The following is a 13,562-nucleotide window of genomic DNA, read 5'->3' as shown; positions in this document are numbered from 1 at the left end:
TTGCTAATTTGGCTTAAGATGCATAAAAAATGCATGAAATATGTTTGACCTCTAATCACAACAACATAGTGGAGTAACCATGAGTAATAAAGGGCAATTGTTACAAGACCCATTTCTAAACGCATTGCGTAAAGAACACGTACCTGTTTCGATTTATCTCGTCAACGGTATTAAACTTCAAGGTCATATTGAGTCATTTGATCAATATGTCGTGCTGTTACGCAATACAGTAACTCAAATGGTATACAAACACGCCATTTCAACCGTTGTTCCTGCCCGTGCTGTGACACTGAATCTTGAATCAGAAACAGAATAAGCATTTGCGTCCCACGTCGATTTCGCCTGGTGCAAGGCAAGCGAATGTGGGAGCAGCCATCATCATTTTCCTATGCGCGCAGCACTTGTAGGTATTGACTTCGGCAAAGGCGATTTTGCTGCAAGTCTGGAAGAATTGTCCCTGTTGGCAAAGTCAGCAGGGGTAGATCCAATTGTCACTATTACGGGTAAGCGTAGTGCGCCTGATGCCGCATTGTTTGCCGGTTCCGGCAAAGTACAAGAAGTGGCTGATGCGGTATTGGATGGCGAGCTTGATATCGTTATCTTTAATCACGCCTTATCACCCGCGCAACAGCGCAATCTTGAGCGCGAATTGAAAACGCGGGTACTTGATCGGACTAGCTTAATTCTTGATATTTTCGCTCAGCGTGCTAAAAGTCACGAAGGTAAAGTACAGGTTGAGCTAGCCCAGTTACAGCATTTAGCGACACGTTTGATACGCGGCTGGACACATCTCGAGCGCCAAAAGGGCGGTATCGGGTTGCGCGGACCCGGTGAAACCCAATTGGAAACCGATCGGCGCTTGCTGGGAGTGCGAGTCAAAGCTTTGCGCGGACAATTAGAAAAATTGCACCGGCAACATGCTACACAGCGACGTGCGCGCGGACGTAACAATACCTTGTCCATATCGCTGGTTGGTTACACCAATGCGGGCAAATCGACATTGTTTAATGCTTTGTCGAAAGCCGGTGTTTATGCTGCGGATCAATTGTTTGCAACGCTCGATACCACTTCAAGGAAGGTGTATTTAGGCGAAGTTGGACATGTTGTGATTTCAGATACAGTCGGCTTCATCCGTGAGTTGCCACATCAATTGGTTGCTGCATTTCGCGCGACGCTGGAAGAAACTATCCATGCAGATTTGTTGTTGCATGTGGTGGATGCAGCTAGTCCTGCAAGAATGGAGCAAATTGAGCAGGTCAATTTAGTATTGAAAGAAATCGGCGCCGATCATATTCCCCAAATTTTGGTATGGAATAAAATTGATGCAGCCGGACTTGCGCCCGGAATTGAGCGTGATGAGTATGATAAAATTGCACGAGTTTTTACCAGTGCGCAGAGTGGGGCCGGGCTGGACTTATTGCGGCAGGCTCTTATTGAATTTATGACAAAATCTGTAACGGAATCTGTAGTTACAAATGCTGTAGTTAAGGATGATCAAATATTAATTGAACACTCTCACAATGCGCCGCTCTGAAAGAGCATTCCTACCTACTCTATACGGATAATGATCGAATGCTTGGTTCCCTACTAAAAAAATTTGGTGTTAAATTGTCGTTGAACGACCCGCAATGGGGGCGCAACTCGCAAAATGACAACCAGCAAAATAACGATGGCAAAAAGCCTAATAACGGCAATGGACCACCGGATCTTGATAAGTTGTGGCAAGATTTTAATCAACGCTTAAACCGCTTTCTTGGCGGTAAAAAGAATGGCGGCGGCGGTGATTCCAATGGCGGTGGCAATTTTTCATCCGGAAAAGGTGCCGGAATCGGCGCCGGGATGATTGCTGCAATTGCGCTTTTCATGTGGTTGATTAGCGGTTTTTTTACAGTGCAAGAAGGCCAGACTGCTGTCGTATCGACATTTGGGAAATATAGTAGTTCTACAGGTCCAGGTTTCAATTGGACATTTCCGTACCCAATTCAAAGCCATCAGATCGTCAACGTTTCTGGGGTGCGCACCATTGAAGTCGGTTATCGTGGCAACGCAAAAAATAAACAACCTAGAGAAGCATTGATGCTGACCGATGATGAAAACATCATCGATATTCAATTTGCTGTGCAATATAAATTGAAGAGTGCTGCTGACTGGATTTTCAATAATAAAGATCCGGAAGAAACTGTGCGTGAAGTTGCCGAAACGGCAGTACGCGAAATTGTTGGAAAAAGCAAAATGGATTACGTTCTTTACGAAGGGCGTGAAAAAGTTGCTTTGGATGTTGGACAACTCATGCAGCAAATTTTAGACCGTTATAAATCGGGTGTGCAAATCACCAATGTCACGATGCAAGGCGTGCAGCCCCCAGAGCAAGTGCAAGCGGCGTTTGATGACGCTGTAAAGGCTGGGCAGGACCGTGAACGTCAGAAAAATGAAGGTCAGGCCTACGCGAATGACGTCGTGCCGAAAGCACGCGGTGCGGCTTCCCGTTTGATGGAAGAAGCCGAAGCCTACAGCGCACGTGTGACTGCTAACGCAGAAGGTGATGCATCGCGTTTCAAACAAGTGCTTACCCAATATCAAAAAGCGCCAGCGGTGACGCGTGATCGTATGTACCTTGATACGATGCAGCAGATTTTTGCTAATACAACGAAAGTCATGGTTGATGCTAAAAATGGCAATAATTTGTTGTATCTGCCGCTAGATAAATTGCTTCAGCAAACTTCAGGTAGTGGCACGATAGTGCCTGCTGATCAGAATGCAAGCAGTGGCGCAACGGCGTCGTCGCCAACCGCAGCAACGCAAAGCGGCACAACTAAAGATGCTGATACACAGGCAGTCATTGATTCGCGCGCTCGCGATACACGTGATCGGGAGGGCAGATAATTATGAATCGCATTTTATCCTTAGTAGTTGCAGCACTCGTTGTTCTGTTGCTGTTGTCGACTACAGTCTTTGTGGTTAATCAACGTCAATATGCGATTTTGTTCTCATTTGGAGAGATCAAAGAAGTCATTAAAGAACCTGGTTTGCACTTCAAATTGCCGCCACCATTTCAAAATGTGGTGTATCTGGATAATCGTATTTTGACGATAGATCCGCCGGAAACGGATCGTTTTATCACGGCTGAGAAAATGAATATTCTGGTCGATGCTTACGTCAAGTGGCGTATCGTTGATCCACGTTTATATTTTGTTAGTTTTGGTGTTGACGAGCAGCGCGCAAAAGATCGGATGTCGCAAATTGTGAAGGCGGCATTGAATGAGGAGATTACCAAACGTACTGTGCGTGATGTGATTTCCGGTGAGCGTGGCAAAGTCATGGATGCCATACAGAAGAAAGTGGAAGAGGAAGCCAAGCAAATCGGTGTTGATATCATCGACGTTCGTTTGAAGCGTGTCGATTATGTGGATCAGATTAATAGTTCGGTGTACGATCGGATGAAATCTGAGCGCGCACGGGTTGCTAATGAATTGCGCTCTACGGGTTTCGCCGAGTCCGAAAAAATCCGTGCTGACGCTGATAAACAGCGCACTGTGATTTTGGCCGAAGCATATCGTGATGCTGAAACTTTGCGCGGCGAAGGTGATGCTAAAGCATCGCAAATTTATGCCGAAGCATTTGGTAAAAACCCTGAGTTTTATAAGTTTTATCGCAGTTTGGAGGCGTATCGTGCCAGCTTCAAGACCCGTCATGATCTGATGGTGATTGATCCTAATTCCGAGTTCTTTAAGTACTTTAAAAGTTCAGCTGGCGGCTCGAGTAAATAGCCTGCATTAATAATTCTTGGCGGCAAAAAAAGTCGAGAAATAGTCGGTATGCCACGAATTTACCCCGAGTAGTGGCATATCGGCTTAAAATGGCGCATCTTATTATTGATGCGCCTTGCAATAAACATGGTCTCTGCCGCGTTTTGTTGTCTTGTCAAGAAATTAATTCGAATAAGTATGTTAGGTTAAGTAGATGAATCGTGCTAACCAGTGATATCTGGATTTGGCACGTTTTTCTTTTTGCAGATTTATTTTGCGGTTTTTTTGATTTATTCCTATGCCAAACTGGCTTCTTCCTGAAAATATTGCCGATGTTTTACCGTCGGAAGCGCGCAAGATCGAAGATTTGCGTCGTTTGATTCTAGATAATTTTCGTTTGCACGGCTATGAGCTAGTCATGCCACCGATGTTAGAGTATCTGGAGTCTTTACTCGCTGGAGCGGGGCAGGATACTGAAGGGATGACCTTCAAATTAGTGGATCAGCTATCCGGTCGGACGCTTGGGGTACGCGCGGACATGACCACACAAGTGGCCAGAATCGACGCCCATTTATTGAATCGTGCATCGTTGACGCGTCTTTGCTATGCTGGCAGTGTCTTGCGCACACTACCTCAGGGCTTGCATGCGACGCGCGAGCCTTTTCAGATCGGTGCCGAAATTTATGGGCATGCTGGATTGGAAGCGGATGCGGAAATTCAACATCTGGCCCTGACTTCGCTAGCTTTGGCAGGGATTACGCAAGTGCGGCTGGACCTATGTCATGTGGGTATTTTGCGGGCCATCATTGCCGAAGATGCAACTGCTCAGAAAGATGAGATGGCTTTGGTGAAACTTTTGGAAGCCAAAGATACGCCTGGTCTGCAAGTGATGAGTGCGGATTATGCGCCAATTACCCGCGAAGCTTTACTGGCGTTGCCGAATTTGTATGGCGACATCACTGTATTGGACCGCGCACGGCAAGTACTGCCAGCATTACCGGCAATTGCAAGTGCCTTAGATCAACTGCAGGCACTGGCTGAAGCAGCTGGCCCAGAGTGCGTCACTATCGATTTAGCAGATTTACGAGGTTATCATTACGAAAGTGGTGCTATCTTCGGTGCTTATGTTCCAGGATTGCCGAATGCATTGGTACGTGGCGGACGTTATGATCATGTAGGTGAGGCGTTTGGGCGTTCACGTCCGGCGACTGGGTTTTCCATGGATTTGCGCGAATTGGCCAGATTGATGCCGGGCGCACAGCGTAAATTGGCAATTCGCGCGCCGTGGAGTACCGAGGCAGGTTTAAAAGAAAAGCTGCAAGAGTGTATCGTTGCATTGCGTAAAGCAGGGGAAATTGTCATTCAGAATTTACCCGGCCACGAAAACGATCAAGATGAATTCAATTGTGACCGTGCGGTTGTGCTCGAAAACGGTCACTGGGTTATCAAAAATTTAGACTAAATTTGGAACTATGATGCTACAGAAAAGTAATGCAAAAAACGTCGTTGTAATCGGTACGCAATGGGGCGATGAAGGCAAGGGCAAAATCGTCGATTGGCTGACCGATCACGCGCAGGCTGTGGTGCGTTTTCAAGGTGGTCATAACGCCGGTCATACTTTGGTAATCGGTGGACAGAAAACAGCTTTGCAATTAATCCCATCAGGCATCATGCGTCCTGGTGTTGCCTGCTATATCGGCAATGGCGTGGTGTTATCTGTGCCGGACTTGTTGCGTGAAATCGATAAATTACAAGCCGTCGGCGTAGAAGTGGCTTCACGTCTGAGAGTGTCAGAAGCCTGCCCGATTATCTTGCCTTATCACACTGCACTTGACGCAGCGCGTGAAGCTGCACGCGGTGATGCCAAAATCGGTACAACTGGTAAAGGTATTGGCCCAGCTTACGAAGATAAAGTAGCGCGTCGTGCAATTCGTGTTGCCGATTTGCTCAATGAAGAACGCTTTGCTGAAAAACTCAAAGCAAATTTGGATTATCACAATTTTGTGCTGACCAATTATTTGCACGCACCCGCGGTCGATTTCCAAAAAACCTACGATGATGCCTTGGCCAATGTGCCACGTCTGCGCCCTATGGTTGCCGATGTTTCAAGCGAGTTGTACGGCGCATATAACAATGGTGCCAAGTTGTTGTTCGAAGGTGCGCAAGGTAGCTTGCTTGACGTTGATCATGGTACCTATCCGTTCGTTACTTCCAGTAACTGTGTGGCTGGCAATGCCGCTGCAGGTTCTGGTGTAGGCCCGAACATGTTGCATTACATTCTGGGTATCACTAAGGCTTACACCACGCGTGTAGGTTCGGGACCTTTCCCATCTGAATTGCCGACAGATCAGGGCGTTGGCCATCATTTGGCGAGTGTCGGCCATGAGTTTGGTACTGTCACCGGTCGTGCTCGCCGCTGCGGTTGGTTTGATGCTGCTTTACTGAAGCGCTCTGTGCAAATCAACGGCGTTTCCGGCATGTGCTTGACGAAGCTGGATGTGCTGGACGGCCTGGCATCGTTAAAACTGTGTACTGGTTATATGGTCGATGGCAAGCGTGTGGATATTTTCCCAGTCGGCGCTGAAGACGCTGCGCGTTGCGTACCAATCTACGAAGAAATGCCAGGCTGGACTGAGTCCACCGTTGGCGCTAAATCGATGGAAGCTTTACCGGCGACAGCGCGTGCTTATATCAAGCGGATTGAAGAGTTGGTTGGCGTACCGGTCGATATGGTTTCTACTGGCCCTGATCGTGAAGAGACAATTGTTTTGCGTCACCCGTTCAAATAAAAACTAAAAATAACCAAGAAGAGTAGCAAGATGAATAAGATCTCAGATGATAATCACCTGTGGGTGTCGTGGGAAGAGTACAACCACGCCATCGAAAAATTAGTATTAAAAGTACACGCTTCCGGCTGGAAATTTGATCAGGTGTTATGTCTGGCGCGCGGCGGGATGCGCCCTGGTGACGTTTGTTCGCGTATTTTTGATGTGCCACTGGCGATATTGGCAGCGAGTTCTTATCGTGAAGAAGCCGGTACGGTGCGCAGTGAGCTTGATATCGCGAAACACATCACGATCAGTCGCGGTGCATTGGCCGGTAGAATTTTGCTGGTGGATGATTTGGTCGATTCCGGCATCACGCTGGAGCAAGTGCAACGGCATTTGCGCGAGCATTATGCACCTGTTACGGAAGTGAAAACAGCCGTGATCTGGTGGAAACAATGCTCCATTATCGAACCCGATTTTTATGTCGATTTTTTACCGACCAATCCTTGGATACATCAACCATTTGAGGATTATGACGATATGCGCCCACATCAATTGGCTGCGCAAACTCAGCACGCAGATAAAGCTTGAAGTCGGCCCGCTAACAGTCAAACCTAAATGCAGTCAACCGTGAAAAAAATTGCTTTGGTTACCGGTGCCGGTTCTGGCATAGGTAAGCATATCGCCTTGGCGTTGCTGCGCAATGGTTATGCTGTTGCGTTGGCAGGGCGTCGACTTGATGCTCTTCAGGATACGGTTGCTGCTGCGGGGGAGTTTGGCGTACATACCTTGCCTGTCGTAGCCGATGTGAGCTCTCCTGATTCTGTTAAATCCTTGTTTGCCACTTTGCGTACGCATTTTGGCCGACTTGATCTGCTATTTAACAACGCCGGCGTGTTCACAGCATCCTCATCGCTAGAGGACGTCGATTTTGCTGATTGGAAAGCTTCAGTTGATGTTAATTTGACCGGTGCTTTTTTGTGTACCCAAGAAGCTTTTCGCGTGATGAAGGATCAACATCCAATGGGCGGACGCATTATAAATAATGGTTCGATTGCCGCGCATGTGCCCAGGCCAAATTCGGTGGCTTATACCGCTACCAAACACGCGATGACTGGATTGACCAAATCAACTTCGCTCGATGGTCGCAAATACAACATTGCTTGCGGTCAAATTGATATCGGTAATGCCGCAACAGACATGACGGAACGCATGGAAAAGGGTATCTTGCAGGCCAGTGGCGCGATTGCCGTTGAGCCGACCATGTCGGTCGATGACGTCGCCAATGCAGTGCTTTACATGGCCAATTTGCCGCCGAACGCTAACGTTCAGTTCATGACGGTGATGGCAACTAACATGCCTTTTATTGGACGAGGTTAAGCACGTCCGCATTGCTGTTTACTCGCCGTTGACCCTACTTGCCGGCCTCGTTGAGCGTGTCATTGCCTTCAGGTATTAACTAGTATGTGCATTTGCAACATGGAACTTTGAACGAGAGTACAATCTTAACAATCTTTATTGTTTACCTGATTGTTTTGTGCTGCTACATGCAGTTGCATACTTGGTCTTTTATTCTCTGGTTCCGTGCATAAAGCTATGCTAAACGTTGATCTTCACAGCCACTCCAATATTTCCGACGGTGTTTTAAGTCCGTCCGTGGTGGCCGCACGAGCGAAGGCCAACGGTGTGGATGTCTGGGCATTAACTGATCATGATGAAGTTAGTGGTGTCGCTGACGCCCGCGCTGCGGCAAAAGAGCTCAATTTGTTCTATGTGCCCGGCGTCGAAATTTCGATTACCTGGGCAGCGCATACGATCCATATTGTCGGTTTGCGAATAGACGAAACCAACCCGACATTAGTGCAAGGATTAGCTGCCACCAGAGGTGGCCGAGAGCAACGCGCTCGCGAAATGGCCGCACAACTGGCAAAAATTGGTATTCCTGATGCCTTCGAAGGTGCCTTGCTTCATGTCGGCAATCCCGATTTGATTTCACGTACACACTTTGCACGTTATTTAGTTGAAATAGGGCGTTGTGCAGATACGCATGAAGTGTTCAGTAATTATCTCACCGAGGGAAAGCCCGGTTACGTTCCGCATCGCTGGGCCACTTTGGAGCAAGCTGTAAGTTGGATACATGGCGCTGGTGGCATTGCTGTGGTTGCTCATCCAGGTCGTTATAATTTGAATGCTGTTGCCTTCAACGCTTTTTTCGATGAGTTCAAACAATACGGTGGTGATGCAATCGAGGTCACCACGGGCAGCCACTCTCCAGATCAGTACGCACAATTCGCCAAAATTGCCAATGACTTTGGCTTTATGGCGTCACGTGGTTCTGACTTCCACAGTCCAAGTGAGTCGAGAATTGATCTTGGCGCATTACCGCCGTTGCCGAAAGGCGTGGTGCCGGTATGGCACGACTGGGATTTCTCTAGCAGATAAATAACACTCCGCTTGCAAGATCTTGTATCGCAACAATTCCACACGAAATAGTTTTCCCCGTATTTCCATTGCAATATGGATACGTATTTAGTTTTTTTTTGGCGAGTGGAATAACGCCTATTAATGTCGTTGTTGGCGCTTCACAAAATGGAAGCTCTTCATGCAATTATTTTCCACAACTAAATACTGACAAAAATCTAAGATACTCTCGCGCAATGTATGATTAACTGATATTGTCTTGAGGCACTTATTGCAAACAATGGAGGCAGAAAAATGACGAATATTCGTATTTCCTTATTGCGATTTATTGCTGTTGCTTTATGCGCTATGCCGATTGTCGCCTCAGCACAGCAGCAGGCGTTTACGAGTAAATCAGTGAATTTGCGCGCAGGTCCCGGGCGTGATTATCCTTTGGTGGCAGGGGTTGGCCCAGGAGCGCCAGTTACTGTGATGGGATGTGTGAGTGGCTACGTTTGGTGCGATGTCATTGTTCCTGGAAACAATCGTGGTTGGATTTATGCACAAAATTTAACTTACCCATATCAAGGGAATAATGTCCCAATCGTTAACTACGGTATGGCGATAGGATTGCCAATTGTCGCGTTTAGCATTGGTACATATTGGGGTAGCTATTATCGCAATCGCCCATGGTATGGAAATCAGTCACATTGGGCAAATCGTCCAGGTTATCGTCCGCGTCCACCAGTCAATCGCCCCCATCCTAGTCGCCCAGGAATAATGCCGCCACCACGGCCAGGGAACGGCGGTCAACATGGGGGTAATCGTCCTGGATTTGGTCAGGGTGGCCAGCAAGGTGGCAATCGCCCACAGCCGGCACGTCCTAAACCACCGGGTAATGGCGGGCAACATGGTGGCAATGGCGGAAATCGCCCTCGGCCACAACCAAAATAGATATTTTGCGTTAGAAAGTGGTCAGTCTGCCTCGTTACTACAAAAAAGAAACGAGGCAGTAGCGATCAGATGTTTTGTGAGTGGTCTAACTGCGGTCGCGTAGAATGCGCGTAACGCCATGAATGCGGCGTACATTTCGCAGCAAGCGTGCCAAATGTACGCGATCCTGAATCTGGATGGTGAATATCAATTGCGTCATCATCTGGTCTTTATCGTCATCCATATTGACGTAAATAATATTGGCATCGGAATTGCCAATTTCAGCAGCAACGCGTGCCAAAATCCCTTTGTCGTTGTGCACCAGAACTTTAATGCGACAATCAAAATGACGATTAATTTCTGTCCCCCAAAGAACCTCAATCCAGCGTTCCGGATCTTTGTTACGTTGGCGCTTTGCGATGTTGCAATCTTCGGTATGAACAATCACGCCTTGGTCGCGCTTTAATTGTCCAATCAATTTATCACCAGGAATAGGCAGACAGCACGGCGCCAGTTGTATGCTGGCCCCTTCGTTGCCATTAATTACGATAGAGTTCTGTTTATGGGGAGTGTCCTCATCGGCTTGTAATGATGAAAGCGGAGTGGATTGCTTTTCTTGCAGGCCCATAATATGTCGGGCAACAAGCCCGGCCATACGTTTACCAACACCAATGTCGGCATAAATCTCGTCCAGCGTCTTCGCACTTGATTCGTCTAGCAAATGCTCTACTAAGCCGGGTGTCAGCGTTGAGTCTGCATTTAGTGCGTTTAATGCCTGTGTGAGTAAGCTGGCACCTAATTCAATCGACTCTTGTAAATTAATCGTTCGCAAGTGATGGCGAATGGCAGAGCGCGCTTTACCGGTCCGTACAAAGCTAAGCCAATTGGGACTAGGGCGTGAGCCTCTTGCTGTAATAATTTCGACGATGTCGCCATTGTGTAATTCGGAACGTAACGGCACCGATTCGTGATTGATCTTAGCAGCGACAGTGCTGTCGCCAATGTCGGTATGGATGGTGTAAGCAAAGTCTAATGTCGTGGCACCGCGTGGCAAGGCAATAATTTTGGACTTCGGCGTAAATACATAAACAGAATCTGGGAACAGATCGACTTTAACGTGCTCTAAAAATTCAGCAGAATCGCCCGTTTGCTTTTGAATGTCGAGCAAGGACTGCAACCATGCATGCGTGCGCTGTTGCAAGTCACTTAAATCGCCATCTTCATCTTTATACAGCCAATGCGCGGCAACACCCGACTCGGCTACGCGATGCATATCTTGGGTTCTGATCTGAAACTCCACCGGCGTGCCGTAGGGGCCGATCAAGGTCGTATGCAGCGATTGATAGCCATTGAGTTTAGGAATGGCAATGTAGTCTTTGAATTTTCCCGGCATTGGCTTGTACAGCGCATGCAGCGTACCAAGTGCAACATAGCAGTTGGCAAAGGTGTCTACAACAATGCGAAACCCATACACATCCAGCACTTGAGAAAAGGACAGATGTTTCGTGCGCATTTTGCGATATATGCCATACAGCGTCTTTTCTCGGCCATCAATCTGCGCGTGAATACTGGCCGCAGCCAATGTTGTTTTGACTGACTCAAGAATCTTGCTCACCACTTCACGTCGATTGCCACGCGCAGCTTTTACCGCTTTCTGTAATGTTCTGTGACGCAGTGGGTGCAGGTGCGAGAAAGACAGCTCTTGCAATTCGCGATAAATATTATTCAGGCCTAGTCTATGTGCAATCGGCACATAAACTTCCATCGTTTCACGGGCAATGCGCCGTTTTTTTTCTACTGACATGACACCCAAGGTGCGCATGTTATGCAAGCGATCTGCTAGCTTGACAAGAATTACGCGTACATCGCGGGCCATTGCCAGTAGCATTTTGCGAAAATTCTCTGCTTGCGCTTCGATTTGACTTTGAAATTCGATCTTGTCGAGTTTGGAAAGCCCATCAACCAACGCGGCGACAGGGGCGCCAAAGTGCTCGATTAATTCTTCTTTTTGCACATCCTGATCTTCCATCACATCGTGCAGCAATGCCGCCATGATCGCCTGCGCATCCAGTTTCCAATCGGCGCAAATTTCGGCGACAGCGATAGGGTGGGAGATGTAAGGCTCGCCTGATTTGCGCATCTGTCCCAAATGTTTTTCGTCTGAAAAACGATAGGCTTCCTTGACCTTCTTTAATTCGGAAGGTGTCAGATATTGCGAAAGTTTGGCGGTGAGGTGAGTGATGGATGCAACGGCGTTAGCTGAGCCAGTCAGCGAGCCAATTTCAGATTTTGATGCAGACAGCTCGCCAGAGGGTGCGGTTTTGTTGGCGCGTGACGACGCTGTCCGTTTACTAGTAGCGGCTGATGGCAAGGTTGCATCCGAAGGAGTGATGTTCATACTGGATCGACAACAGCCGCAACTGGTAATGGTTAAACAGGAACCTTTTTCAACATTTCAATACCAATTTTGCCGGCTGCAATTTCACGCAGCGCTACTACAGTTGGTTTGTCTTTTGCGTCAACTTTAGCTGTGTGGCCTTGCAACAATTGGCGCGCACGATAAGTTGCTGACAATGTCAGTTGAAAACGGTTAGGAATTTGTTTCAGACAATCTTCGATGGTAATACGTGCCATATTTTCTCCATGTGCAGTGAAGGGTATTGATCAAAAAGTTTAATATTAATTTCACATTAAATGTGAGCGATTAAAAACTAATTGAATAGAAAAATGATCTGGTGATTAGTAAACAATAGCTATGAACAACCAAATCAGTACTTTTAGAAAAACCTTTAGCTCAAGTTGGCGTGAATGCCAAGTTGAGCAAATAGTGATGCATTACGCACTGCCTGTTGTGAAAAGCGGCAACGAGTCGCTTTAACAATCGCTGTGAGCGCGGATAATGCAGAGTCAAACTCTTGGTTGATAATAACATATTCGAACTCTGAGGCATGGGCGATTTCGCCACCAGCCGCCAAAATGCGTCGCGTAATAACCTGCGGCTCATCTTGACCACGCTTTTTTAGCCTGTCTTCAAGCGCTGCAATGGACGGCGGCAAGATAAAAATGCCGACTGCATGCGGAAATTGTTTCTTTACCTGCTGCGCGCCTTGCCAATCAATTTCCAATAAAACATCAGTGCCGGCTTGCATTTGTTCGGCAATCGCCAGGCGCGAAGTGCCGTAATAATTACCGTGTACTTCTGCCCACTCTAAAAATTCGCCTTGCTTATGTCGCGCCCGGAAATCTTCAACGGTAGCAAAATGATATTCGCGACCATCTTTTTCTTTAGAGCGTGGCGGGCGGGTAGTGTAGGAAATCGATAATTTAATTTCAGAATCTTGCGCTAAAAGTGCATTGACCAAGGTTGATTTTCCGGCTCCGGAAGGTGCTACCACCATGAATAAACTCCCGGACATAGGATGTTCATCTGGCATCGAAGCGCCACTGGCAGGATCGACAAGTGAGGACAATGGGATAGTTGGTGTCATAAATAATTAACCTGCGCGCATATAGCAAAGTAATATTGTATCAGTGACATAGTGCGACCGCAGCATGGTTTTGCATAACAGCGTTAGTGAAAACTACATTGAGTTTTGTCATTTGTTATTTTTGCATTAAATTGCTTGAGTTAAGCTATGGAATTCGGCTAAAGTTGCCTCTGCCTCAGTTATTCATGAAGCGCGTCGCGATTTTCCAAGTTGGAATAATCCTATTT

The 13,562-nt window shown here is 47.3% G+C and carries 13 protein-coding genes; 10 read left to right on the top strand and 3 right to left on the bottom strand.

The genetic code is table 11. The annotated features are described in order from the left end of the window. Positions 1–79 precede the first annotated feature (79 nt). From hfq to GEV47_RS01260, 10 genes are all read left to right on the top strand, one after another. The gene (gene hfq, locus GEV47_RS01305) at positions 80–316 is read left to right on the top strand and encodes an RNA chaperone Hfq (RefSeq protein WP_153232915.1); all 237 of its coding nucleotides are present in this window, start codon (positions 80–82) and stop codon (positions 314–316) included. Positions 317–388: 72 nt separating this feature from the next. Then, the gene (gene hflX, locus GEV47_RS01300) at positions 389–1,534 is read left to right on the top strand and encodes a GTPase HflX (RefSeq protein ID WP_228124516.1); all 1,146 of its coding nucleotides are present in this window, start codon (positions 389–391) and stop codon (positions 1,532–1,534) included. 38 nt (positions 1,535–1,572) lie between these two features. Then, positions 1,573–2,883 (top strand): FtsH protease activity modulator HflK, encoded by a 1,311-nt coding sequence (hflK, locus tag GEV47_RS01295; protein WP_153232914.1) that lies wholly within the window; start codon positions 1,573–1,575, stop codon positions 2,881–2,883. 2 nt (positions 2,884–2,885) lie between these two features. Further along, positions 2,886–3,767, top strand: a complete 882-nt coding sequence (gene hflC / locus GEV47_RS01290) for a protease modulator HflC (RefSeq protein ID WP_153232913.1) — start codon at positions 2,886–2,888, stop codon at positions 3,765–3,767. A gap of 277 nt (positions 3,768–4,044) precedes the next feature. Further along, positions 4,045–5,208 carry an ATP phosphoribosyltransferase regulatory subunit gene (locus GEV47_RS01285; RefSeq protein WP_153232912.1) on the top strand — a complete coding sequence of 388 codons (1,164 nt, stop codon included), beginning with the start codon at positions 4,045–4,047 and terminating at the stop codon, positions 5,206–5,208. 13 nt (positions 5,209–5,221) lie between these two features. Then, positions 5,222–6,535 carry an adenylosuccinate synthase gene (locus tag GEV47_RS01280; protein WP_153233728.1) on the top strand — a complete coding sequence of 438 codons (1,314 nt, stop codon included), beginning with the start codon at positions 5,222–5,224 and terminating at the stop codon, positions 6,533–6,535. Between the two features lie 30 nt (positions 6,536–6,565). Then, on the top strand, positions 6,566–7,105 hold the full coding sequence (locus GEV47_RS01275; protein WP_153232911.1) for a phosphoribosyltransferase: 540 nt from the start codon (positions 6,566–6,568) through the stop codon (positions 7,103–7,105). 27 nt (positions 7,106–7,132) lie between these two features. Further along, a complete protein-coding gene (locus tag GEV47_RS01270) occupies positions 7,133–7,894 on the top strand; it encodes an SDR family oxidoreductase (protein WP_153232910.1) in 762 nt (253 codons plus the stop codon). 216 nt (positions 7,895–8,110) lie between these two features. Then, the gene (locus GEV47_RS01265) at positions 8,111–8,956 is read left to right on the top strand and encodes a 3',5'-nucleoside bisphosphate phosphatase (protein WP_153232909.1); all 846 of its coding nucleotides are present in this window, start codon (positions 8,111–8,113) and stop codon (positions 8,954–8,956) included. Between the two features lie 273 nt (positions 8,957–9,229). After that, a complete protein-coding gene (locus GEV47_RS01260; protein WP_153232908.1) occupies positions 9,230–9,868 on the top strand; it encodes an SH3 domain-containing protein in 639 nt (212 codons plus the stop codon). 85 nt (positions 9,869–9,953) lie between these two features. Here the strand turns inward: GEV47_RS01260 and GEV47_RS01255 are convergent, their stop codons facing one another. The 3 genes from GEV47_RS01255 to gmk form a co-directional block, all read right to left on the bottom strand. Further along, positions 9,954–12,245 (bottom strand): RelA/SpoT family protein, encoded by a 2,292-nt coding sequence (locus GEV47_RS01255; protein ID WP_153232907.1) that lies wholly within the window; start codon positions 12,243–12,245, stop codon positions 9,954–9,956. 32 nt (positions 12,246–12,277) lie between these two features. Further along, the gene (gene rpoZ / locus GEV47_RS01250) at positions 12,278–12,481 is read right to left on the bottom strand and encodes a DNA-directed RNA polymerase subunit omega (protein ID WP_153232906.1); all 204 of its coding nucleotides are present in this window, start codon (positions 12,479–12,481) and stop codon (positions 12,278–12,280) included. 155 nt (positions 12,482–12,636) lie between these two features. Beyond that, positions 12,637–13,281: a guanylate kinase gene (gmk, locus tag GEV47_RS01245; protein WP_153233727.1), complete on the bottom strand. Its 645-nt coding sequence runs from the start codon at positions 13,279–13,281 to the stop codon at positions 12,637–12,639. Between the last annotated feature and the right edge of the window lie 281 nt (positions 13,282–13,562).

This window comes from Glaciimonas soli, from assembly GCF_009497155.1.
GTDB lineage: Bacteria > Pseudomonadota > Gammaproteobacteria > Burkholderiales > Burkholderiaceae_D > Glaciimonas > Glaciimonas soli.
This window is presented reverse-complemented; position numbering and strand designations above follow the sequence as displayed.

Bases quoted from the DNA above. Each gene is read 5' to 3' on its own strand.
- hflK (WP_153232914.1), top strand. From the start codon at position 1,573: ATGCTTGGTTCCCTACTAAAAAAATTTGGTGTTAAATTGTCGTTGAAC.
- hflC (WP_153232913.1), top strand. From the start codon at position 2,886: ATGAATCGCATTTTATCCTTAGTAGTTGCAGCACTCGTTGTTCTGTTG.
- gmk (WP_153233727.1), bottom strand. From the start codon at position 13,281: ATGCCAGATGAACATCCTATGTCCGGGAGTTTATTCATGGTGGTAGCA.
- hfq (WP_153232915.1), top strand. From the start codon at position 80: ATGAGTAATAAAGGGCAATTGTTACAAGACCCATTTCTAAACGCATTG.
- GEV47_RS01285 (WP_153232912.1), top strand. From the start codon at position 4,045: ATGCCAAACTGGCTTCTTCCTGAAAATATTGCCGATGTTTTACCGTCG.
- hflX (WP_228124516.1), top strand. From the start codon at position 389: ATGCGCGCAGCACTTGTAGGTATTGACTTCGGCAAAGGCGATTTTGCT.
- GEV47_RS01255 (WP_153232907.1), bottom strand. From the start codon at position 12,245: ATGAACATCACTCCTTCGGATGCAACCTTGCCATCAGCCGCTACTAGT.
- GEV47_RS01260 (WP_153232908.1), top strand. From the start codon at position 9,230: ATGACGAATATTCGTATTTCCTTATTGCGATTTATTGCTGTTGCTTTA.
- GEV47_RS01280 (WP_153233728.1), top strand. From the start codon at position 5,222: ATGCTACAGAAAAGTAATGCAAAAAACGTCGTTGTAATCGGTACGCAA.
- GEV47_RS01270 (WP_153232910.1), top strand. From the start codon at position 7,133: ATGCAGTCAACCGTGAAAAAAATTGCTTTGGTTACCGGTGCCGGTTCT.
- GEV47_RS01275 (WP_153232911.1), top strand. From the start codon at position 6,566: ATGAATAAGATCTCAGATGATAATCACCTGTGGGTGTCGTGGGAAGAG.
- GEV47_RS01265 (WP_153232909.1), top strand. From the start codon at position 8,111: ATGCTAAACGTTGATCTTCACAGCCACTCCAATATTTCCGACGGTGTT.
- rpoZ (WP_153232906.1), bottom strand. From the start codon at position 12,481: ATGGCACGTATTACCATCGAAGATTGTCTGAAACAAATTCCTAACCGT.